Source organism: Streptomyces lincolnensis (assembly GCF_001685355.1).
Taxonomy (GTDB): domain Bacteria; phylum Actinomycetota; class Actinomycetes; order Streptomycetales; family Streptomycetaceae; genus Streptomyces; species Streptomyces lincolnensis.
In genome coordinates this window covers 2,628,336-2,649,583 of record NZ_CP016438.1, presented here as the reverse complement: position 1 = coordinate 2,649,583, position 21,248 = coordinate 2,628,336, and the positions used below count along the sequence as shown (strand labels likewise).

Genomic DNA, 21,248 nt, shown 5'->3' with positions numbered 1-21,248 from the left:
GAACGAGGCGATGTGCCATGTCAGCCACGCAGACGGTCACGGAGTTCGGGCTGCTCGGCCCGCTCAGGGTGCTGCGTTCCGGCTCCGCACTGCCGCTCGGCGGGCCGCGCCAGCGCGCGGTGCTGGCCCTGCTGCTGATCGAGGCGAACCGGGTCGTCCCGCTGGACCGGCTGGTCGACGAGGTGTGGGACGGTGACCCGCCGGACGGGGCGATCACCTCGGTACAGACGTACGTCTTCCACCTGCGCCGGATCCTGGAGCCGGACCGGACCCGTGGCGCCCCCGCCGAGGTGCTGGTGACGCAGGGCCGCGGCTATCTGCTGCGCACCGACCCCGCCGCCACGGACGCCGGCCGCTTCGAGGCGTCGGTCCGGGAGGGACGGGCGGCGCTCGACGCGGGTCGGCATGCCGAGGCGGGCCGGATCCTCCGCGGGGCGCTCGGGCTGTGGCGCGGTGCCGTCCTGGAGGATCTGGGCGACTACGGCTTCGTACGACGTGAGGCGGCGCGCCTGGAGGGCGTACGGCTGTCCGCGATCGAGGCGCGCGTCGAGACGGACCTGGCGTCGGGACGGCACGCGGCCGTCGTCGGCGAGTTGGAGCAACTGGTCGCCGCCCACCCCCTGCGGGAGCAGCTGTGCGCGCAGTTGATGCTCGCGCTGTACCGCTGCGGTCGGCAGGCCGAGGCACTGGCGTACTACCGGCGGTTACGGGACCGGCTGGCGGACGAACTGGGCCTGGATCCGGACGAGTCGGTGCAGCGCGTGCATCAGGCGGTGCTGGCCCACGACCCGACCGTCGCCGCGCCTCACCGGACGGGCGCGCCGGGCACGGCCCGGCGACGCAGGGTCCGGGGCACGGTCCTCTCCTTCGCCGCGATCACCGCCCTGTGTACGGGGCTTCTCTCCGGAGCTGGTGCGCCCCGGTCCGTCCCCGTCTCCCTGGAGGCCAACACCGTCGGCGCCGTGCACGGCGGCGGTGGTCCTGCCGTGCCCGTCGGGCAGAGCCCGGACGGGCTCGCCTGGGGGGCGGGGTCGGTGTGGGCGGCGAACAGCGGGGACGACTCGGTCAGCCGCATCGATCCGCGCACCCGCGCCGTTCAGTTGATCCCCGTCGGCTCCGGTCCGGTCGCCGTGGCGGTGGACGGCGACGACGTCTGGGTCGCCAACAGCGGCGACGGCACGGTCTCGCGCATCAACGCCTCCGTGGACCGGGTCGTCGACACCGTGCCCGTCGGCAACCTGCCCTCGGCCGTCGCCGCCGGTCCCGGTGGGGTGTGGGTCGCGCTGAGCGGGGACAACGCCGTCCGGCGCATCGACCCCGACTCGGGGCGGGTGGGCCCGCCCGTCGCCGTGGGCAGGGCGCCCACCGGCATCGGCGTGGGCGAGGACACGGTCTGGGCGGCCAACAGCCTGGACGGCACGGTGACTCCGGTCGACGCCGCCTCCGGCCAGGCCCGTGGACCGATCCAGGTCGGCACCGGACCCCGCAGCGTCTCCGTCACCGAGGACGCGGTCTGGGTCGCCAACGGGCTCTCACTCACCGTCTCCCGTATCGACACGCGTTCCGGTGTCGTCACCTCGCACGAGGTCGGCGACGGGCCCCGCACGGTGGCGGCGGGGCCGGACGGGGTGTGGGTGAGCAACGAGTACGACGCGACGGTGGTGCGGCTGGATCCGCGGACGGCACGGCCGGTGCGGACCGTACGTACGGGTGGTTCGCCGCGGGGGCTGGCGCTGGCCGGGGAGACGGTGTGGGTGGGGGCGCGGGCGTTCGCCTCGGCGGCGCATCGGGGCGGGACGTTGACCGTGCTGGGGTTCGGCGGGGCCGCCGAGGCGGGTATCGATCCGGCGAACGTCTATGTCGGGGAGGCGGTCCTCGCGCTCAGCGTGGTCTACGACCATCTCGTCGGGTGGCGTCAGGTGCCCGGCGGTTCGGAACTCACGCTCATCCCGGACCTGGCGACCGAACTCCCGAGACCCGCCGACGGTGGGCGCACCTACACCTTCACCCTGCGGCGGGGGATCCGCTATTCCGACGGCAGACTCGTCAAGGCCTCGGACTTCCGCCGGGGCGTCGAGCGGGTGCTGACCGTCGGCGGGGGAAACCCCGTGTACTTCACGAGGGTCATCGGCGGGGCCGCGTGCCTGGACCACCCCGAACGCTGCGACCTTTCACGGGGGATCGTCACCGACGACACGGCGTCCACGGTCACCTTCCGGCTGACTGAGCCCGACCCGGACTTCCTGGGCAAGCTCACTCTGTTCGTCGTACCGACGCCACCGGGCACCTCGGACGAGGGCGTCGGCGACCGGCCCGTTCCCTCGACCGGTCCGTACCGGATCTCCGAATACCGGAAAGGGAAGCAGCTCACCCTCGTACGGAACCCGCACTTCCGGCAGTGGTCCCATGTCGCCCAGCCGGAGGGCTACGCCGACGTCATCCGCTGGCGGACGGTCGCGACGGCCGAGAAACAGATCGCGGAGGTCAACGCCGGCCGGGCGGACCTCGCGATCTATCTCAACAGTCATCCCCGACTGCTCGACCTGCGGCGGCTCGCCGTGCGCTACCCGGGCCGGCTCCGCTCCGACCCCGCGTTCCTCATGATCTACGAGAGTTTCAACACCCGAGTGCCGCCCTTCGACGACAAGCGGGTCCGCCAGGCCCTCTCCTACGCCGTCGACCGCAACAGGCTGGTGACCTTGATGGGTGGGCGTGAGATCGCGTCCGTGACCTGCCAGACCCTGCCGCCGGGGTATCCCGGCTACCGCCCCTATTGTCCGTACACGCGCGCCCCCGGCCCCGGCGGCCGGTGGTCCGGACCCGACCTCGATCGCGCCAGGGAGCTGGTCAAGGCGTCGGGCACCGTGGGCATGGAGGTCGGCGTGTGGACCTGGAGCGTGGAGTCGCCCCGCCGTGTCGCCTCCTACTTCGTGGACCTCCTGAAGGAACTCGGCTACCGGGCCACCCTGCACGTCCTGCCCAAGGACGAGACGTACTGGGACACCGTGGGGGACTCACGTACGCGGGCGCAGCTGATGTTCAACGCGTGGTGGCCCGACTATCCGTCCGCCTCCACGTACTTCACGCCCAGCCTCACCTGCGACGGCTTTCGTCCGGCCGACGGTGGTAACAACCCGAACCTCGCCGAGTACTGTTCCCCCGCCTTCGACCGCCTCGTCGCCTCCGCCCAGGCCGCCGAGGTCTCCGACTCCGCCCGGGCCGGTCGACTGTGGGAGCAGGTCGACCGCATGACCGTCGACGAGGCCGTCTGGATCCCGGTGGCCAACGTCAAACAGGTCTCCTTCACCTCAACCCGCCTCGGCAACTACCAGACCACCCTCGGCTTCGGCCCCCTCGTCTCCCAGATGTGGGTCCGCTGATCACTCCCAGCGGAAGAACCTGCCGGCGGCCGCGAGTCCCAGAACCGCCCACACGCTCAGGATTCCCAGGTCGCCCCACGGCACCCCCGCCCCGTGCTGCAACACATCGCGCAGGCCCTCCGACAGCGCTGTGATCGGTAGCAGGCCCAGTACGTCCTGCGCGCCCGGCGGGAACTTGTCCAGTGGGACGATCACGCCGCCGCCCACGAGCAGCAGGATGAAGACCAGGTTGGCGGCGCCGAGGGTGGCCTCGGCCTTGAGGGTGCCGGCCATCAGCAGGCCGAGGCCGGAGAAGGCGGCCGTACCGAGGACCAGGAGGAGCAGGACGGCGAAGGGGTTGCCGTGCGGGGACCAGCCGAGGGTGAGGGCGATCACCGTCAGCAGGATGATCTGGAGGATCTCCGTGGCCAGTACGGAGATCGTCTTGGCGGTCATCAGGCCCCAGCGGGGGAGCGGGGAGGAGGCGAGGCGCTTCAGGACGCCGTAGCGGCGTTCGAAGCCCGTGGCGATGGCCTGGCCGGTGAAGGCGGTGGACATGACCGCCAGCGCGAGGATGCCGGGGGCCAGGAAGTCCACGGCCTCACCCGCGCCCGTGTCCACGACGTCCACCGTGCTGAACAGCACCAGCAGCAGCGTGGGGATCACGACCGTCAGCAGCAGCTGCTCGCCGTTGCGCAGGAGCATCTTCGTCTCCAGCGCGGCCTGCGCCATGATCATGCGCCCCAGGGGGGCCGCGCCCGGCCTCGGCGTGAAGGTACCTACCGTCATGAGCGCAGCTCCTTGCCGGTCAGCTCCAGGAACACGTCTTCGAGGGTGTGCCGTTCGACCGAGATCCTCTCCGGCATCACGCCGTGCTGGGCGCACCAGGAGGTGACCGTCGCGAGGAGCTGCGGGTCGACCTTGCCGACGACCCGGTAGGAGCCCGGTGTCAGCTCGGCCGCCGAGGAGTCCGCGGGCAGGGCCTTGAGCAGGGAGCCCACGTCCAGGCCGGGGCGGCCGGAGAAGCGGAGGGTGTTCTCGGCGCCGCCGCGGCACAGCTCCTCCGGGGAGCCGTGGGCGATGACCCGGCCCGCGTCGATGATCGCGACGTCGTCGGCGAGCTGCTCGGCCTCGTCCATGTGGTGCGTGGTGAGGATGACCGAGACGCCGTCGGCGCGCAGATCGCGGACCAGGTCCCAGGTGGCGCGACGGGCCTGCGGGTCCAGCCCGGCGGTCGGCTCGTCGAGGAACACCAGTTCCGGGCGGCCGACCACCGCCATCGCCAGCGCGAGGCGCTGCTGCTGGCCGCCGGAGAGGCGGCGGTACGTCGTCCGGCCGCACCCGCCGAGTCCCAGGCGCTCGATGAGCACGTCCACGTCCAGCGGATGGGCGTGCAGCTTCGCTACATGCCGGAGCATCTCGTCGGCCCGCGCGCCCGAGTAGACCCCGCCGGACTGGAGCATCACGCCGATGCGGGGACGCAGTTCGCGGGACTGTCGGACCGGGTCCAGGCCCAGCACACGCACCGTGCCGGAGTCGGGTCGGCGGTATCCCTCGCAGCTCTCCACCGTGGTCGTCTTGCCCGCACCGTTGGGACCGAGTACGGCGGTCACACCCGCTTCGGCCACCAGGTCGAGGCCGTCCACCGCGGTCTTCGTGCCGTACCGCTTCACCAGGGCCTGGACCTGGACCACGGGCTCACTTCGCATGGGCCCGAGTCTAGGTTCGTGCGGCGGGCCTCAGAGCGGCGGGTGCGCGATCTCCTCCTCACGGGGCCGGTGCACGGCCAGCCACCGCCGCGCGTACGCCACCGCGTCGGCGATCGGGAACAGCCGTACGTCGGCCGCGCCCACCCGTCCCCGTACGACGGGGCGGTCCCGTTCGAAGTCCCAGCCCAGCTCGTCGAACCGGTCCGAACTGATCGACACCTCGGTCACCACCTCCCAGCCCGCCGGGCCCGGGCGGCCCACCTTCACCAGCGGCGAGGGGATGCGGTACTCGGCGAGGTGGAAGGCGGTGCAGGTGCCGTAGCCGGCGCCGAGCAGCAGCACCCGGGCGTCGAGCGCCTCCAGCCGGGCCAGAGGGCTCCGCTCGCCGAGACGGCAGTCGGTCGCGTGCCCGTCGACGATCTCCGCCGCGCGCGGGCCCACGGCGGCGAACGAGGTCTGCGGGTGCGCGCTGCGCCGGGCGCTCGGCCAGGTCCGCACGGTCTCCGGGATCACGCCGACTCCGCGGGAGGGCGTGAGGAGAGGGTCGTAGACGGGCATCGTGGCCCGGATCGTCTCCCACCACTCCCGGGGCACCGGCGGACTGCTCCACAGGGCCGGGTCCGAGAGGTCGCCGGTCTGGGTGGGGACCGCGAGTGTGCCCTGATGGCCCAGGGCGTCGAGAATTCCCCGGACGACCGTGACGGAGCCTCCGCAGACCCAGCCGAGCGCGCTCAGGGAAGAGTGGAGGAGGAGGGTTTCGCCGGGGCGGACGCCCATGTCGCGCAATCCCGAGGCGATGGTGTCGCGAGTGACAAGTGGGCCGGTCGGAGGGGGTGTGGGCATGTCTCCGGAGTGTCCCGGACCGGGCCCGGTGATGCCACCCATTTGATCGATCAGAGATCGTTTGCGCAGGTCAGATTAGGTAAACCTAAGTGACGCAGGGCACCGTCCGGTGCGCGGGACGCGGCTTGCCTGGCCCAGAGGAATTACGCAACAATGGCGTTGTGAAAAACGTCGGCGAGGCTCGGGAGACCCCCATGGGGGCCCCGCAGGAGGAGCTAGCGACCGGTGAGCGCTCGACGCGCAACCGGGTCGCGCGGTCCATCCTGGACCACGGGCCGTCGACCGTGACCGAGCTGGCCGGACGTCTCGGGCTCACCTCCGCGGCCGTACGCCGGCATCTGGACGCACTGGTCGCCGACGACGTCGTGGAGGCACGCGAGCAGCGGGTCTACGGAGCGCGCGGCCGCGGCCGCCCCGCGAAGGTGTTCGCGCTGACCGACTGCGGCCGGGACGCCTTCGACCAGTCCTACGACAAGCTCGCCGCCGACGCCCTGAACTGGATCCGGGACCGGCTCGGCGGGGACGAGGCCGTCGTCGCCTTCGCCCGCGCGAGGATCGCCGAGCAGGCGGCCTCGTACCGCGAGGCGATAGACGCGGCCCCGCCGGAGCAGCGCACCGAAGCCCTGGCCAAGGCCCTGAGCGCGGACGGGTACGCTGCTACGGCGCGCAGCGCCCCCCTCCCGCACACGGGCGAGCAGCTCTGCCAGCACCACTGCCCGGTGGCCCACGTCGCGGAGAAGTTCCCGCAGCTCTGCGAGGCGGAGACCGAGATCTTCTCGCAGCTGCTCGGCACACACGTCCAGCGGCTGGCGACCATCGCGCACGGCGACGGCGTCTGCACGACGTTCATCCCGAAGATTTCCACAACCACACATAACGCATCCGCAAGCACGGCCGGGAGGAACCCCGCATGACTCTCCCCACGGAGACTGCCCACCCCGAACTCGAGGGTCTGGGTACGTACGAATACGGCTGGGCCGACTCCGACGTAGCCGGCGCCTCTGCGAAGCGCGGTCTGAGCGAGGATGTCGTCAAGGACATCTCCGCGAAGAAGTCCGAGCCGGAGTGGATGACCAAGCTCCGTCTCAAGGGCCTGCGCCTGTTCGACAAGAAGCCCATGCCGAACTGGGGCTCGGACCTCTCCGGTATCGACTTCGACAACATCAAGTACTTCGTACGGTCCACGGAGAAGCAGGCGGAGTCCTGGGAGGACCTGCCCGAGGACATCAAGAACACGTACGACAAGCTCGGCATCCCGGAGGCGGAGAAGCAGCGCCTCGTCGCCGGTGTCGCGGCCCAGTACGAGTCCGAGGTCGTCTACCACCAGATCCGCGAGGACCTGGAGGAGCAGGGCGTCATCTTCCTCGACACCGACACCGCCCTGAAGGAGCACCCGGAGCTCTTCAAGGAGTACTTCGGGACCGTCATCCCGGTCGGTGACAACAAGTTCGCCTCCCTGAACACCGCGGTGTGGTCGGGCGGCTCCTTCATCTACGTGCCGCCGGGCGTGCAGGTCGAGATCCCGCTCCAGGCCTACTTCCGCATCAACACGGAGAACATGGGCCAGTTCGAGCGGACCCTGATCATCGTCGACGAGGGTGCCTACGTGCACTACGTCGAGGGCTGCACCGCCCCGATCTACAAGTCGGACTCGCTGCACTCCGCGGTCGTCGAGATCATCGTCAAGAAGAACGCCCGCTGCCGTTACACGACCATCCAGAACTGGTCGAACAACGTCTACAACCTGGTCACCAAGCGCGCCGTGGCGTACGAGGGCGCGACCATGGAGTGGATCGACGGCAACATCGGCTCCAAGGTGACGATGAAGTACCCGGCCGTCTACCTGATGGGCGAGCACGCCAAGGGCGAGACCCTGTCCATCGCCTTCGCGGGCGAGGGCCAGCACCAGGACGCCGGCTCCAAGATGGTCCACATGGCGCCGAACACCTCCTCCAACATCGTCTCCAAGTCGGTGGCGCGAGGCGGCGGCCGCACCTCCTACCGCGGTCTCGTCGAGATCGGCGAGGGCGCCCACGGCTCCAAGTCGAACGTGCTGTGCGACGCGCTGCTCGTCGACACCATCTCCCGCTCGGACACGTACCCCTACGTGGACGTCCGCGAGGACGACGTGTCCATGGGCCACGAGGCGACCGTCTCCAAGGTCTCCGAGGACCAGCTCTTCTACCTGATGAGCCGCGGTCTGACCGAGTTCGAGGCGATGGCGATGATCGTGCGCGGCTTCGTGGAGCCGATCGCGAAGGAACTGCCCATGGAGTACGCCCTTGAGCTCAACCGGCTGATCGAGCTCCAGATGGAAGGCGCGGTCGGCTAAGCAACGGCCGTCTCCATCAAGTCACTTACGCAGGAAGAGAGCAGACCGACAGCCATGGCTGAGGCTCAGAACATCCCGGTGGGCAGCACCACCGCCGGCGCGGTGGCCGTTGCCGCCGAGTCGACCGTCGCCACGCGCATGAGCGCGCCCCCCTCCTTCGACGTGCAGGACTTCCCCGTCCCGCACGGCCGCGAGGAGGAGTGGCGGTTCACCCCGCTGGAGCGGCTGCGCGGCCTGCACGACGGCACCGCGGTCGCCACCGGCGACGGCCTGAAGGTCGCCATCGAGGCGCCCGAGGGCGTCACGATCGAGACCGTCGGCCGTGACGACGCCCGGGTCGGCAGGGCCGGCACCCCGGTGGACCGCATCGCCGCCCAGGCGTACTCGGCGTTCGAGAAGGCCGGCGTGGTCACCGTCCCCAAGGAGACGGTGCTCACCGAGCCGATCCGTATCGCCGTGCACGGCGAGGGCGGCACCGCCTTCGCCCACCAGGTGATCGAGCTGGGCGCCTTCGCCGAGGCCGTCGTCGTCATCGACCACACCGGTGACGCCGTGCTCGCCGCCAACGTCGACTACGTCCTCGGGGACGGCGCCAAGCTGACCGTCGTCTCCGTCCAGGACTGGGACGACAAGGCCGTGCACGTGGCCCAGCACAACGCGCTGATCGGCCGCGACGCCTCCTTCAGGTCGGTCGTCGTGACCTTCGGCGGCGACCTCGTCCGCCTCCACCCGCGCGTCGCGTACGCCGGTCCCGGTGGCGAGGCCGAACTGCTCGGTCTGTACTTCACGGACGCCGGCCAGCACCAGGAGCACCGCCTCCTGGTCGACCACAACGTCCCGCACTGCAAGTCCAACGTCGTCTACAAGGGCGCGCTCCAGGGCGAGGGCGCCCACGCGGTGTGGATCGGTGACGTGCTCATCGAGGCCAAGGCCGAGGGCACGGACACCTACGAGATGAACCGGAACCTCGTCCTGACGGACGGCGCCCGGGTCGACTCGGTGCCGAACCTGGAGATCGAGACCGGCGAGATCGTCGGAGCGGGTCACGCGAGTGCGACCGGCCGCTTCGACGACGAGCAGCTCTTCTACCTGATGGCCCGCGGCATCCCCGCCGACGAGGCCCGTCGCCTGGTGGTCCGCGGCTTCTTCGCCGAACTGGTCCAGCAGATCGGCGTGGACGACATCGAAGAGCGCCTTCTCGTGAAGATCGACGAGGAGCTGGAGGCCACAGTCTGATGGCTTTCGTACGCGCCTGTGGCCTCAGCGAGCTGGAGGAGGACACCCCGAAGCGGGTGGAACTCGACGGCACGCCGGTCTCGGTCGTCCGCACCGAGGGCGAGGTGTTCGCGATCAACGACATCTGCTCGCACGCGAACGTCTCGCTCTCCGAGGGCGAGGTGGAGGACTGCCAGATCGAGTGCTGGCTGCACGGCTCCGCGTTCGACCTCCGCACCGGCAAGCCGTCCGGCCTTCCCGCGACGCGCCCCGTTCCCGTATACCCCGTACAGATCGAAGGGGACGATGTGCTCGTCTCCCTTTCCCAGGAGTCCTGAGGCACCCATGGCAACGCTTGAAATCCGAGACCTGCACGTCACCGTCGAGGCCGACAACTCCACCAAGGAGATCCTCAAGGGCGTCGACCTCACCGTGAAGCAGGGCGAGACGCACGCCATCATGGGCCCCAACGGCTCCGGCAAGTCGACCCTCGCCTACTCCCTCGCGGGTCACCCCAAGTACACGATCACCGGCGGCACCGTCACCCTCGACGGCGAGGACGTCCTGGAGATGTCCGTCGACGAGCGCGCCCGCGCGGGCCTGTTCCTGGCGATGCAGTACCCGGTCGAGGTCCCCGGCGTCTCGGTCTCCAACTTCCTCCGCACCTCCGCCACCGCCATCCGTGGCGAGGCCCCCAAGCTGCGTACCTGGGTGAAGGAGGTCAGGGAGACCATGGAGCGTCTCAACATGGACCCGGCCTTCGCCGAGCGCAACGTCAACGAGGGCTTCTCCGGCGGTGAGAAGAAGCGCCACGAGATCCTCCAGCTGGAGCTGCTCAAGCCGAAGATCGCGATCCTCGACGAGACCGACTCCGGCCTCGACGTCGACGCGCTCCGGGTCGTCTCCGAGGGCGTCAACCGCGTCCGCGAGACCGGCGAGGTCGGCACCCTGCTGATCACGCACTACACGCGCATCCTGCGCTACATCAAGCCCGACTTCGTCCACGTCTTCTCCGGCGGCCGCATCGTCGAGTCCGGCGGCGCCGAGCTCGCCGACAAGCTGGAGAACGAGGGCTACGAGGTTTACACGAAGGGTGGCGTATCCGCGTGACACAGCTGTCGGGCCTCCTCGACACCGAGGCGATCCGCAAGGACTTCCCCATCCTGGACCGACTGGTCCACGACGACCGGAAGCTTGTCTACCTGGACAACGCGGCGACCTCGCAGAAGCCGCGCCAGGTGCTGGACGCCCTGGGCGAGTACTACGAGCGCTACAACGCCAACGTCCACCGTGGCGTGCACGTCCTCGCCGAGGAGGCCACGGCGCTGTACGAGGGCGCGCGCGACAAGGTCGCCGCGTTCATCAACGCGCCCAGCCGCGACGAGGTGATCTTCACCAAGAACGCCTCCGAGTCGCTGAACCTCGTGGCGAACATGCTGGGCTGGGCCGACGAGCCCTACCGCGTGGACTCCGAGACCGAGATCGTCATCACGGAGATGGAGCACCACTCCAACATCGTGCCGTGGCAGCTGCTGTCGCAGCGCACGGGCGCGAAGCTGAAGTGGTTCGGCCTCACCGACGACGGTCGGCTCGACCTGTCCAACATCGACGAGATCATCACGGAGAAGACGAAGATCGTCTCCTTCGTGCTGGTGTCGAACATCCTGGGCACGGTCAACCCGGTCGAGACGATAATCCGCCGCGCGCAGGAGGTCGGCGCTCTCGTCTGCATCGACGCCTCGCAGGCCGCGCCGCACATGCCGATGGACGTCCAGGCCCTCCAGGCCGACTTCGTGGCCTTCACCGGCCACAAGATGTGCGGTCCGACCGGCATCGGCGTGCTGTGGGGCCGTCAGGAGCTCCTGGAGGACCTGCCCCCGTTCCTGGGCGGCGGCGAGATGATCGAGACGGTGTCGATGCACTCGTCGACGTACGCTCCCGCCCCGCACAAGTTCGAGGCGGGCACCCCGCCGATCGCTCAGGCGGTCGGACTCGGCGCGGCGATCGACTACCTGTCCGCGATCGGCATGGACAAGATCCTCGCCCATGAGCACGCGCTCACCGAGTACGCGGTGAAGCGGCTGGGCGAGGTTCCGGACCTCAGGATCATCGGCCCCACCACGGCCGAGGACCGGGGCGCGGCGATCTCCTTCACGCTCGGCGACATCCACCCGCACGACGTGGGTCAGGTCCTCGACGAGGAGGGCATCGCGGTACGTGTGGGCCACCACTGCGCGCGGCCCGTCTGCCTCCGCTACGGAATTCCTGCGACCACGCGAGCGTCGTTCTATCTGTACTCCACGCCGGCCGAGATCGACGCACTGGTCGACGGCTTGGAGCACGTACGGAACTTCTTCGGCTGAGGGGCGTGCTGACAAGGTGAAACTGGACTCCATGTACCAGGAAGTCATCCTGGACCACTACAAGCACCCGCACGGGCGTGGTCTGAGGGATGGCGACGCCGAGGTACACCACGTGAACCCGACGTGTGGCGACGAGATCACCCTCCGTGTGAAGTACGACGGCACGACGATCCAGGACGTCTCGTACGAGGGCCAGGGCTGCTCCATCAGCCAGGCCTCGGCCTCCGTACTGAACGACCTCCTCGTCGGCAAGGACCTGTCCGACGCGCGGAAGATCCAGGAGACCTTCCTGGAGCTGATGCAGTCCAAGGGGAAGATCGAGCCCGACGACGCGATGGAGGAGGTGCTGGAGGACGCGGTCGCGTTCGCCGGTGTCTCCAAGTACCCGGCCCGGGTCAAGTGCGCCCTCCTGAGCTGGATGGCGTGGAAGGACGCGACGGCCCAGGCGCTGGGCGCCGACGCCGACGTCGAAAGGAAGACGGCATGAGCGAGACCCTGGAGATGAAGCCGGCCTCCGAGGAGGAGGTCCGCGAGGCCCTGTACGACGTCGTCGACCCCGAGTTGGGCATCGATGTCGTCAACCTCGGCCTGATCTACGGCATCCACATCGACGACGCGAACATCGCGACGATCGACATGACCCTGACCTCGGCGGCCTGCCCGCTGACCGACGTCATCGAGGACCAGGCCAAGTCCGCCACGGACGGCCTCGTCAACGAACTGCGCATCAACTGGGTCTGGATGCCCCCGTGGGGCCCCGACAAGATCACGGACGACGGGCGCGAGCAGCTGCGGGCGCTCGGGTTCAACGTCTGAGATCCCGTACGTACGTCGAAGCGGCGGTGCCCCGAGGGGCGCCGCCGCTTTCGTGTGCCCGGGGTTCGTGGCCCTCGGGCCGACCCCTGCTCAGGCCAGCCCCGCCACCACCCGGAACGCCGCGTCCGCCTGGTACTGGCCGCTGTGCTGGTACGACTCCAGGCGGAGTGTGAAGTCCTTGTGGCGCAGGAAGCGGCCCGGGTAGTTGACCGACTCCAGCATGATCGCGCCGGAGTAGTAGGAGCCGCGGGGGCAGAACGTGGCGTCCTGGTCGAAGAGGGAGGAGCCGTCGTCGCGTTCCGAGCGGAGGACGAAGCTGCGGTGGCGCAGGTAGGTGCCGTCGGAGGTGGCGAAGGAGTAACAGGAGCTGTCGGCGAGGCCCTTGACCAGTTTGAAGGTGGAGTCCTCGCGGGACTCCGAGCCGCCGACGCGGTCGAGCTTCACCAGGCCGCCGCCGATGTGCCAGTAGCGGTCGGGGTAGTTGACCGAGCGGACCGAGCGCCAGGTCGTCGACGGCTTGGCGGGGGGTGAACCGGGCTTGGCGGTGGGGGACTTCGCCGGTGCGGTGGGGGTCGGCGCGGAGGCCGAGCCGTGCGGGGCGGTGGGGGTGCCGGTGCTGGGCCTGGCGGACGGCTTGGCGCGCTTCGGGGTCGGTGAGGCGGTCGGGGTCGGGGAGTCGCTGGCGTAGGAGATGAGGCCGGGGCCGGTCGGTGACGCGGAGGTCGTCGGGTTCGGGGCGGCCGACTCGTCGTTGTCGCCGTCGTGCTGGTCCGTCACGACGATGGCCGTCACGCACGCGGCGACGGTGGCTATCGCCATCGCTCCGGCCAGCCACAGCCGTCGCGTGCCCGGCACCCGGGAACTCTCCGGTGACCAGCCGTTCTCCCATGGCTGGTTCTGAGGGGTGCGGGACGGGCGTATTGGCATGCGCGATTCCTCCAGCGGCGCCCGGCGAGTCGCGGTTGCGGCTGTGATGGGGAGTGATGGGGAAGTAGGTGAACAGTGAAACACTAGTGGAGCCAGGGAGTTGGCGGCAGGCGTTTGAAACGAGCGATCCCGGATCTTGGCCGACCTGGTGCCCCCTCGTCATCCCCGCCCTTTCGGTCACCCGCCGCGTCTCGCCCGGGAGAGCGCCGTTATGTACGCTCGTACACATGGGATATCTGTTGCTCGCCGGCGCCATCGCCGCCGAGGTCGCCGCCACGACGGCGATGAAGTACACCGACGGTTTCAGCAGGCTGCTGCCCTCGCTGCTGACCGTCGCCGGTTACCTCGTGTCCTTCGCGCTGCTCGCCCAGACGCTGAAGACCGTCAACGTCGGCACCGCGTACGCGATCTGGGCCGGCATCGGCACCGCGGCCATCGTCACCATCGGCATCGTGTTCCTGGGGGAGGGGGTGACCGCCGCCAAGGCCGCCGGAATCGCGCTGATCATCGTCGGGGTGGTCGTGCTGAACCTGGGCGGGGCGCACTGATGGCCCGGCGCCACGACCCCGAGCGACGGCAGCGGATCATCGACGCGGCGATCCGGGTCGTGCGGGACAAGGGCCTCGCCGGCCTGACCCACCGCACCGTCGCCGCCGAGGCCGACGTGCCGCTCGGCTCCACGACGTACCACTTCGCCACACTCGACGAGCTGATCGTCGCGGCGCTGCGGCAGAGCAACGAGTGCTTCGCCAAGGCCGCCGCCGACCGTGGCGGCCTGAGCGACCCGGACACCGACCTGGCCGCCGAACTCGCCGCCCTGCTGGGCGAGTGGCTGTCCGGCGAGCGCGCCGGCGTCGAGCTGGAGTACGAGCTCTACCTCGCCGCCCTGCGCCGCCCCGCCCTGCGCCCGGTCGCCGCCGAATGGGCCGACGACCTCGCCGAGCGGCTCGCGCCCCGCACCGACCCGGTCACCGTACGGGCGCTGATCGCGCTGCTGGACGGCATCTGCCTCCAGGTGCTGCTGACCGGTACGTCGTACGACGAGGAGTACGCGCGGGAAGCACTGCGCCGAGTGATCCCCACGGGTCCGTGAACCGTTCGCGGGCCGCCGGACGACAGGGCGAGGCGGGGCTCCACGGCCTCACGGCCGACCGCACCGCGGAAGGCACCGTTCCGGGGTGCGGGCACCGGCCGCGCCCGGCACCTGAGACGCCCTCCGCGCTGGTTGGCCTAGGCGGCCTCCCGGCGGTTAGGTTGCCCTCATGACCGACACGACTGCTCCTCGTACCACCGGCGCTGTTGCCGCCGGCCTCGCCACCGTCGCCGCCGACGGCACCGTTCTCGACACCTGGTTCCCCGCGCCGGAGCTCACCGCCGATCCCGGGCCGGCCGGCAGCGAGCGCCTGGACGCCGAACGCACCCGTGAACTGCTCGGCGAGCACGGCGTGGCCGCCCTGCGCACGGACGAGGTGCGCGGTGTCGAGATCGTCGCGGTCCGTACGGTCATCTCCTCCCTCGACGACAAGCCGCTGGACTCCCACGACGTCTGGCTGCGCCTGCACCTGCTCTCGCACCGCCTGGTCAAGCCGAACGGGCAGAACCTCGACGGCATCTTCGGCCACCTCGCCAACGTCGCCTGGACCTCCCTCGGCCCGGTCGCCGTGGACACCCTGGAGACCGTCCGGCTCGCCGCCCGCGCCCGCGGCCTGCACGTCAGCGTCTTCGGTGTCGACAAGTTCCCGCGGATGACGGACTACGTCGCCCCGGCCGGCGTCCGCATCGCCGACGCCGACCGCGTCCGCCTCGGCGCCCACCTCGCGGCCGGCACCACCGTCATGCACGAGGGCTTCGTCAACTTCAACGCCGGCACGCTGGGCACCTCCATGGTCGAGGGCCGTATCTCCCAGGGCGTCGTCGTCGGCGACGGCTCGGACATCGGCGGCGGCGCCTCCACCATGGGCACCCTCTCCGGCGGCGGCACGGAGCGCGTCTCCATCGGCGAGCGGTCCCTGATCGGCGCCGAGGCCGGCGTCGGCATCGCCCTCGGCAACGACTGCGTGGTCGAGGCGGGCCTCTACCTCACCTCCGGCACCAAGGTCACCCTGCCCGACGGCCAGATCGTCAAGGCCCGCGAGCTCTCCGGCGCCGACAGCATCCTCTTCCGCCGCAACTCGGTCACCGGCACGGTCCAGGCCGTCCCGAACAACGCCGAGTGGGGCGGCCTGAACGAGATCCTGCACAGCCACAACTGAGGCCCAAAGGATCACGTACGGGTTGCTCGGCGTGACCTTCTGGTCCTTTCGGCAGATGAACGGGTGGACGCAGAGTCCGATCAGACGCCGAAACGACGAACGAGGGGCCGGGCGATGAGGAACGAGCGGGCGAGGACCGTGGCGCGTTGGCTGGGCGGGACGCTGGCGCTGACGGCCGTGTGCTGGCTGCCGGCCGGGACCGCGTACGCCGACGAGACCAACAGTCACGCGCACAACGGCCCGCGGGTCGGGCTGGTCAACATCGGTCAGGTGGACGATCCGTTGGAGGACGTGCTGGAACACGTGCTGCTGTTCGGTGACGGATACTCCTGGAGCTGATCGATCCCGTCGTGGGCCGGGGCCCGTACCGCATGTGCGCGGTACGGGCCCCGGCCTTTTCCGCGCCTTCCCTCAGGCCCGTCGGAAACTTTCCCGGGCCGGCCGGCATAGCGGCGGGGGGCCGCACGCGTCACAAGGGGCACAGGGGCGGGGCACAGAGGCCGCCGGGAAAGAGAAGGTGACGATGGACGCCGCGGAGCTGGACGGTTTCCGGGAGTTCGTGGAGAACAGATCGTCGGCGCTGCTGAAGACGGCCGTGCTGCTCTGCGGGGGAGACCGGCACGCCGGCGAGGACCTGTTGCAGAACGCGCTGGCCAGGGCGGTCGGCAAGTGGCAGCGGATCGACGAGCCCGAGGCCTACGTCCGGCGGATCCTCTACCGCCAGCAGGTCGGCCGCTGGCGGCTGAAATGGCCGCGCCGGGAGGTCACCGTCGCCGAGCCGCCGGAGGCGGGCGCCGGTGCCGACCCGGCGTCCGCGGCCGAGCTGCGCGTGGTGATGCGCCAGGCGCTCTCCAGGCTCACCGCCCGCCAGCGCACGATGCTGGTGCTGCGCTACTTCGAGGACCTGCCCGAGTCCGAGGTGGCCCGGCTGCTGGGCTGCTCGGTCGGCACCGTGCGGTCCACCACCCACCGCTCCCTCGCCCGGCTGCGCTCCCTCGCGCCCGAACTGGCCGCCCTGCGCGCCGCGGACGCCTCGCCGCGGCCGTCCCGTGACTTCTCGCCCGTGGAGGTGCGTCCATGAACGTCGAGGAACTCGTCAGCGAGACCCTGCGGGAGCAGGCCGCCGCCCAGGCCCCGGCCTCAGCGGGCTTCGCCGACCGGGTGCTGGCCGTCCGCCGCCGCCGTCGCGCCCGCAGGTTCGCGAGCGTCGCCGCGGCCACCGCCGCCGTGGTCGCCGTCGCGGTGGCCGTACCACTGCTGGACTCCGGCAAGGACGACGTACGTCCCGCCGGCATCGTCGACCGGGACGGCACCCGGGCCCACCCGGACCAGTCGCCGCCGAGGGACATGATCGCGGCCGGGCGGTCGGTGCTCGCCGCGTACTACACGGGCCGGCCCGTGCTGCGGACCAAGGAGCAGGGGAGCACCGTACGGACGTACTGGCTCCTCGACCCGCGGACCGGCAGGTACGAGAAGGACACCCGGTGGTCCTACGTCGCCGTGGCGCCGGGGATGCGGACCGCTGCCGTGCTGGAGCGGAACCTGCCCGCCCACCGGATCGGGCTGCTCGACCTCGCGACGGGGGAGGTCGAGCGGTGGATCCCGGTGCCGCAGGGGGCCGCCGGGCTGGCGTTCTCCGGTGACGGCGGCCGGCTGGTCGCGACGACGTACGCGAAGAATCCCGATGTGCTGGTGAGGGCCACGAACGCCGACACCGGCGAGGTGGCGTGGATGCCGCCGCACGAGTCGAGCCGGACCGGGTTCCTGCTGGTCGACCTGGCCGGCGGCGGATCCTCCTGGTCGCCGGTGTCGCACGGCCGGGAGGTCCTCGGCCGGGCGGACTTCGCCTTCACCCGCGACGACCGGCTGCTGTACGCCCAGGTCGTCGGGCCCAAGGACGGCATGGAGAGGTTCTACGACCTCTCGGGCGACCGGGTCGCCGCGCCCGCGGCCGAGAAGCACCTGCGCTGGGACGTCCCCGCCCGGCTGTCCCCGAACGGCACGCTGGCGGCCCTCGGGCTGACGAAGGAGGTCGACGGATCGCCGGGCAGGTCGTACTCCTCGGTCCGTGACGCCCGCACCGGCAAGGAGATCGCCACGGTCCGCGGCGGCCGACTGCTCGCCTGGGCCGACGACAAGCGGCTCATCGCCTGGGAGCGGGTCACCGGACTGGACGAGGGGTACCACGACCGGCTCGTGCTGGTCACGATCGGCAGCGGGAAGCCGGTCCCGCTCAGCGGTACCCGGAGGTTGGACGACGACCCCGAGACCCTGGAGTGGTCGCCCCTGTTCGTCGAACGCTGATCAGAGGGCCGTCAGCTGGCCGTCAGTGGTCATCAGCGCCGAGTACGCCGCCAGCAGCCCGTCGACCGCCTCGCGGCCGGCGGGCCGCAGCGGTGCGCGGACCGGGCCCGCGGGCAGGCCGAGTTCGGTGAGCAGGGCCTTCGTGGTGACCGTGCCGGGCAGGCCCGCGGATATGATCGCCTCGACGAGCGGGGTGGCGCGCTGCTGGAGGCGGGCCGCCCGCGCTGTGTCGCCCGCGTCGAACGCGTCCAGGACGGCGCGGAGTTGGGCCGGCACCACGTTGGCGACGGTGCTGATGTACCCCGTGCCGCCCACCGCGTACAGCGCGAGGTTGTGTTCGTCGCAGCCCGCGTAGTACGCCAACTCCGTGCGGTCCAGGACCTTCTGGGCGCCCAGGAAGTCGTAGGAGCAGTCCTTGACCGCGACGATCCGGGGGTGGCCGGCGAGGCGGATCAGGGTGTCGGGCTCGATGCGGGTGCCGGTGCGGCCCGGGATGTCGTAGAGGACCAGGGGGAGGCCGGAGGCGTCGGCGATCTGCCTGAAGTGTGCTTCCAGGGCGTCCTGCGGGGGTCTGCTGTAGTACGGGCTGACCACCAGCAGGCCGTCCGCGCCCGCCTTCTCGGCCGCCAGGGCCAGTTCGACGGTGTGCAGGGTGTCGAAGGTGCCCACGCCCGCCACGATCGACGCCCGGCCGCCCACCGCGTCCCGGACGGCCGTGACCAGCGCGGCCTTCTCCGCGTCCGTCGTGGTGGGTGACTCGCCCGTCGTGCCGGACAGGACGAGGCCGTCGCACCCCTCCGACACCAGCCGGTCGGCGAGGGCCTGCGCGCCGTCGAGGTCGAGCGCGCCCGACGCGGTGAAGGGCGTGATCATGGCGCACAGGGTGCGGCCGAAGGGGCGAGGTGTCGTCATAGGGTCAGTGTCGGCCCGCCGACAGTGAAGCTCCACTTAATTCTTCTACGATGTATCGATAAGGGATGCTGCGAAATCCTGCGGCAAGGCCCTATGTCCAAGTGAGGTCCCCATGGGTCACCATGGCGAGGACGGTCAACGACCCCTGGTCATGGGAGGCGTCATGAAGCTCGGGAAGGCACTGGCCACCGGAGTCGCGGAGGAGCGGCCGCAGGCCCACGACGAAGAACTCGAACTCCCCGACGAGATCAAGGAACTGAAGGCGCCCGAAGAGGTCCCGGCCGCCCGATGAGACTGCGGCTCCCCGAGGAACGCCCGACGGAGCCACCGACCGGATACAAGATCGCCCACCCGGTGCTGTCCCACGACGGCGCCAGGGCCGGGTTCACCGGTGTGTCGCTGGGCGGCGCGCTGCCGTACGGAGTCCTGGCCGACGCGTCCTGCGTCTACGGACTGCGGCACACGGCACCGCACCGCCGCTGCGACTGCGGCTTCCACTGCGTGCACGACCTTGCGACGGCCGAGGCGCTCCTGTGCACGGCCGAGCACCGCAGCGCCGCCCTGCTGGAGGTCTCCGTCCTCGGCCGCTACATCCGCTTCGAGCGCGGCTTCCGCTACGCCCGCCAGCGTGTCCGCACCGCCACCGTCGGCCCCTGCGCCTGCGGCACGGTCGCGGCGGCGCTGGCCGACGCCGGCTGGGGCAGACCGGGGTGGCGCGCGCTGACCCCCTCCTGCGCCGGCTGTGTACGCGGCCGTACGTCCCTCTCGCTCGCCGACTTCGCCCGGCTGGCCGGAGAGCGGCTGCGGGTGGTGGCCGGCGCCGGGAACAAGATCGCCGGGCTTGATCCGCCCGAGGGGCTCGGCGTGCCCGAACTCACCGCGGAGGCCGCCCTGTTGCAGGCCCGGCTCGACTGGTTCCAGGCCCAGCTCGCCAGGCTCGGCGGGCAGGGCCCGGGCGGGCCGCCGCAGGGGTAGCGGGGGCCGGCCAGGGTACCCGGGGGTTCCGGAACCGAGAGGAGGCGGAACATCGTGACCGGTACCACGGCCCCCAGGCCGACCCACGACGAACACCACTCGGTGGGCGACCTCGTCGGACAGGCCACCGAACAGCTCTCCCGGCTCGTACGGCAGGAAGTCGCCCTCGCCAAGGAAGAACTGACCGAGAAGGGACGCCGGGCGGGACGCGGCGGCGGACTGATCGGCGCCGCGGGCGCCGTCGCCTACGCCGGTTTCCTCGCCCTGGCGGCCACGGCCGCCGCCGCACTCTCGCTGGCGCTGCCCGTCTGGGCCGCGGCGCTCATCGTGACGGCCGTGCTGTTCGCGCTCGCCGGTCTGCTCGCGGCGACCGGCCGCGCCCAGCTGCGGCGCGCCGCACCGCCCACACCCGAGGAGGCCCTCGGGAGCGTCAGGGCCGATGTCGAGGAGATCAGGGAAAGGGCGCACCGATGACGGACAAGGCGGCACAGGGACGGCAACCGGGTGGCGGGGCCGCGGAGGAGATCGGCGCCAAGGGGCCCGACGAGCTGCGGCGGCAGATCGAACGCACCCGCAGTGAACTCGGCGACACGGTGGAGGAGTTGGCGGAAAAGATGGATGTCAAGGGACGCGCACGGGCCCGGGCGGCCGACCTCCGGGACAAGGCGGGCGCGATGACGGTCCAGCTCCGCAGCAGCGCCGCGCACGCCGGCCACCTGATGCAGGAGCGGGCGTCGCACGCCGGGCACACCGTGCAGGACAAGGCCTCGCACGCCGGGCACGCGGTGCAGGAGCGGGCCACGCACGCCGGGCACGTCGTACAGGACAAGGCCTCGCGGACCGGTCACACCGCCCAGGACAAGGTGACACGGACAGGCCACACGCTGGAGCGCCGGGCGGAGCACGGAGTCCCGTGGCCCGCCCGACCCGTCGTCCAGGCGGCGATCCGGCACCCCCGCCCCGCCCTCGTCATCGGCGCGGCCGTCGGATTCGTCGTGGTGGTGGCGTGGCGGTACCCCCGGCGGTGAGCGGGTAGCTGACGGAGGAAGACGGCGGTATCCGCTGCGGGCCGCGCCCTGTCGAAGACGGGGCGCGGCCTTCGCGGTGTCTGGGTGCGGCGACTGCTTTCGCGTCTTGGCGGGCAGTCTGGGCTAGGTCCGGGTACGTCGACTGCTTGCGCGTCCTGGCAGGCGGTCTCGGCCGTCGGGGCACGTCGACCGCTTTCGCGTCACGGCAGGCAG

The 21,248-nt window shown here is 70.9% G+C and carries 24 protein-coding genes; 19 read left to right on the top strand and 5 right to left on the bottom strand.

Annotated elements, in window-relative coordinates; genetic code table 11:
* The first annotated feature begins 17 nt into the window (after positions 1-17).
* Positions 18-3,380 (top strand): ABC transporter substrate-binding protein, encoded by a 3,363-nt coding sequence (locus tag SLINC_RS11760; RefSeq protein WP_067430482.1) that lies wholly within the window; start codon positions 18-20, stop codon positions 3,378-3,380.
* On the opposite strand, the gene SLINC_RS11755 is transcribed toward SLINC_RS11760, so the two are convergent.
* The 3 genes from SLINC_RS11755 to SLINC_RS11745 are packed head-to-tail and all read right to left on the bottom strand — an operon-like array spanning position 3,381 to position 5,911.
* Positions 3,381-4,148: an ABC transporter permease gene (locus SLINC_RS11755; RefSeq protein WP_067430477.1), complete on the bottom strand. Its 768-nt coding sequence runs from the start codon at positions 4,146-4,148 to the stop codon at positions 3,381-3,383. It abuts the gene before it with no gap.
* On the bottom strand, positions 4,145-5,068 hold the full coding sequence (locus tag SLINC_RS11750; protein WP_067430474.1) for an ABC transporter ATP-binding protein: 924 nt from the start codon (positions 5,066-5,068) through the stop codon (positions 4,145-4,147). Before SLINC_RS11750 ends, SLINC_RS11755 begins: the two co-directional genes overlap by 4 nt.
* 30 nt (positions 5,069-5,098) lie before the next feature.
* The gene (locus SLINC_RS11745; RefSeq protein WP_067445245.1) at positions 5,099-5,911 is read right to left on the bottom strand and encodes an AAC(3) family N-acetyltransferase; all 813 of its coding nucleotides are present in this window, start codon (positions 5,909-5,911) and stop codon (positions 5,099-5,101) included.
* A 161-nt stretch (positions 5,912-6,072) separates the two neighbouring features.
* On the opposite strand from SLINC_RS11745, the gene SLINC_RS11740 reads away from it, so the two are divergent.
* Genes SLINC_RS11740 through SLINC_RS11705 form a run of 8 tightly spaced genes read left to right on the top strand, consistent with a single transcriptional unit; the run spans position 6,073 to position 12,637 of the window.
* On the top strand, positions 6,073-6,825 hold the full coding sequence (locus tag SLINC_RS11740) for a helix-turn-helix transcriptional regulator (RefSeq protein ID WP_067430471.1): 753 nt from the start codon (positions 6,073-6,075) through the stop codon (positions 6,823-6,825).
* On the top strand, positions 6,822-8,243 hold the full coding sequence (sufB, locus tag SLINC_RS11735; RefSeq protein WP_067430467.1) for a Fe-S cluster assembly protein SufB: 1,422 nt from the start codon (positions 6,822-6,824) through the stop codon (positions 8,241-8,243). The genes SLINC_RS11740 and sufB overlap by 4 nt, the downstream gene beginning before the upstream one ends.
* A 54-nt stretch (positions 8,244-8,297) precedes the next feature.
* Entirely contained in the window at positions 8,298-9,479 is a 1,182-nt protein-coding gene (sufD, locus tag SLINC_RS11730) for a Fe-S cluster assembly protein SufD (protein ID WP_067430464.1), read from the top strand.
* Positions 9,479-9,796: a bifunctional 3-phenylpropionate/cinnamic acid dioxygenase ferredoxin subunit gene (locus SLINC_RS11725; RefSeq protein WP_067430461.1), complete on the top strand. Its 318-nt coding sequence runs from the start codon at positions 9,479-9,481 to the stop codon at positions 9,794-9,796. The genes sufD and SLINC_RS11725 overlap by 1 nt, the downstream gene beginning before the upstream one ends.
* A 7-nt stretch (positions 9,797-9,803) precedes the next feature.
* Complete coding sequence (sufC, locus tag SLINC_RS11720) at positions 9,804-10,568, top strand: Fe-S cluster assembly ATPase SufC (protein ID WP_067430459.1); 765 nt, start codon at positions 9,804-9,806, stop codon at positions 10,566-10,568.
* A complete protein-coding gene (locus SLINC_RS11715) occupies positions 10,565-11,821 on the top strand; it encodes a cysteine desulfurase (protein ID WP_067430458.1) in 1,257 nt (418 codons plus the stop codon). The genes sufC and SLINC_RS11715 overlap by 4 nt, the downstream gene beginning before the upstream one ends.
* Before the next feature lie 16 nt (positions 11,822-11,837).
* Complete coding sequence (gene sufU, locus SLINC_RS11710) at positions 11,838-12,308, top strand: Fe-S cluster assembly sulfur transfer protein SufU (protein WP_067430456.1); 471 nt, start codon at positions 11,838-11,840, stop codon at positions 12,306-12,308.
* A complete protein-coding gene (locus SLINC_RS11705) occupies positions 12,305-12,637 on the top strand; it encodes a metal-sulfur cluster assembly factor (RefSeq protein ID WP_020130530.1) in 333 nt (110 codons plus the stop codon). The genes sufU and SLINC_RS11705 overlap by 4 nt, the downstream gene beginning before the upstream one ends.
* A gap of 90 nt (positions 12,638-12,727) precedes the next feature.
* Here SLINC_RS11705 and SLINC_RS11700 read toward each other — a convergent pair whose 3' ends face one another.
* A complete protein-coding gene (locus SLINC_RS11700) occupies positions 12,728-13,564 on the bottom strand; it encodes an AbfB domain-containing protein (protein WP_067430453.1) in 837 nt (278 codons plus the stop codon).
* A gap of 227 nt (positions 13,565-13,791) precedes the next feature.
* Between SLINC_RS11700 and SLINC_RS11695 the strand changes: the two genes are divergently transcribed.
* The 6 genes from SLINC_RS11695 to SLINC_RS11670 all read left to right on the top strand — a co-directional run bounded on the left by SLINC_RS11695 (position 13,792) and on the right by SLINC_RS11670 (position 18,120).
* Positions 13,792-14,112: a DMT family transporter gene (locus tag SLINC_RS11695; protein WP_067430450.1), complete on the top strand. Its 321-nt coding sequence runs from the start codon at positions 13,792-13,794 to the stop codon at positions 14,110-14,112.
* Positions 14,112-14,657, top strand: coding sequence for a TetR/AcrR family transcriptional regulator (locus SLINC_RS11690; RefSeq protein ID WP_067430447.1), 546 nt, complete (start codon positions 14,112-14,114; stop codon positions 14,655-14,657). The genes SLINC_RS11695 and SLINC_RS11690 overlap by 1 nt, the downstream gene beginning before the upstream one ends.
* Before the next feature lie 169 nt (positions 14,658-14,826).
* The gene (gene dapD / locus SLINC_RS11685) at positions 14,827-15,816 is read left to right on the top strand and encodes a 2,3,4,5-tetrahydropyridine-2,6-dicarboxylate N-succinyltransferase (protein ID WP_067430444.1); all 990 of its coding nucleotides are present in this window, start codon (positions 14,827-14,829) and stop codon (positions 15,814-15,816) included.
* A gap of 114 nt (positions 15,817-15,930) precedes the next feature.
* Positions 15,931-16,155, top strand: coding sequence for a hypothetical protein (locus SLINC_RS11680; RefSeq protein ID WP_067430441.1), 225 nt, complete (start codon positions 15,931-15,933; stop codon positions 16,153-16,155).
* Positions 16,156-16,339: 184 nt separating this feature from the next.
* Positions 16,340-16,897, top strand: a complete 558-nt coding sequence (locus SLINC_RS11675; protein WP_067430438.1) for a SigE family RNA polymerase sigma factor — start codon at positions 16,340-16,342, stop codon at positions 16,895-16,897.
* Positions 16,894-18,120, top strand: coding sequence for a hypothetical protein (locus SLINC_RS11670; protein ID WP_067430435.1), 1,227 nt, complete (start codon positions 16,894-16,896; stop codon positions 18,118-18,120). The genes SLINC_RS11675 and SLINC_RS11670 overlap by 4 nt, the downstream gene beginning before the upstream one ends.
* On the opposite strand, the gene dapA is transcribed toward SLINC_RS11670, so the two are convergent.
* Complete coding sequence (gene dapA, locus SLINC_RS11665; protein ID WP_067430432.1) at positions 18,121-19,032, bottom strand: 4-hydroxy-tetrahydrodipicolinate synthase; 912 nt, start codon at positions 19,030-19,032, stop codon at positions 18,121-18,123.
* A gap of 163 nt (positions 19,033-19,195) precedes the next feature.
* On the opposite strand from dapA, the gene SLINC_RS50025 reads away from it, so the two are divergent.
* The 4 genes from SLINC_RS50025 to SLINC_RS11645 are packed head-to-tail and all read left to right on the top strand — an operon-like array spanning position 19,196 to position 21,035.
* Positions 19,196-19,324, top strand: a complete 129-nt coding sequence (locus tag SLINC_RS50025) for a hypothetical protein (protein WP_257785182.1) — start codon at positions 19,196-19,198, stop codon at positions 19,322-19,324.
* The gene (locus tag SLINC_RS11655; protein ID WP_067430427.1) at positions 19,321-20,007 is read left to right on the top strand and encodes a hypothetical protein; all 687 of its coding nucleotides are present in this window, start codon (positions 19,321-19,323) and stop codon (positions 20,005-20,007) included. The genes SLINC_RS50025 and SLINC_RS11655 overlap by 4 nt, the downstream gene beginning before the upstream one ends.
* A 54-nt stretch (positions 20,008-20,061) precedes the next feature.
* Positions 20,062-20,481 carry a phage holin family protein gene (locus SLINC_RS11650; RefSeq protein ID WP_067430423.1) on the top strand — a complete coding sequence of 140 codons (420 nt, stop codon included), beginning with the start codon at positions 20,062-20,064 and terminating at the stop codon, positions 20,479-20,481.
* On the top strand, positions 20,478-21,035 hold the full coding sequence (locus SLINC_RS11645) for a DUF3618 domain-containing protein (RefSeq protein WP_067430417.1): 558 nt from the start codon (positions 20,478-20,480) through the stop codon (positions 21,033-21,035). The genes SLINC_RS11650 and SLINC_RS11645 overlap by 4 nt, the downstream gene beginning before the upstream one ends.
* Positions 21,036-21,248: the final 213 nt, after the last annotated feature.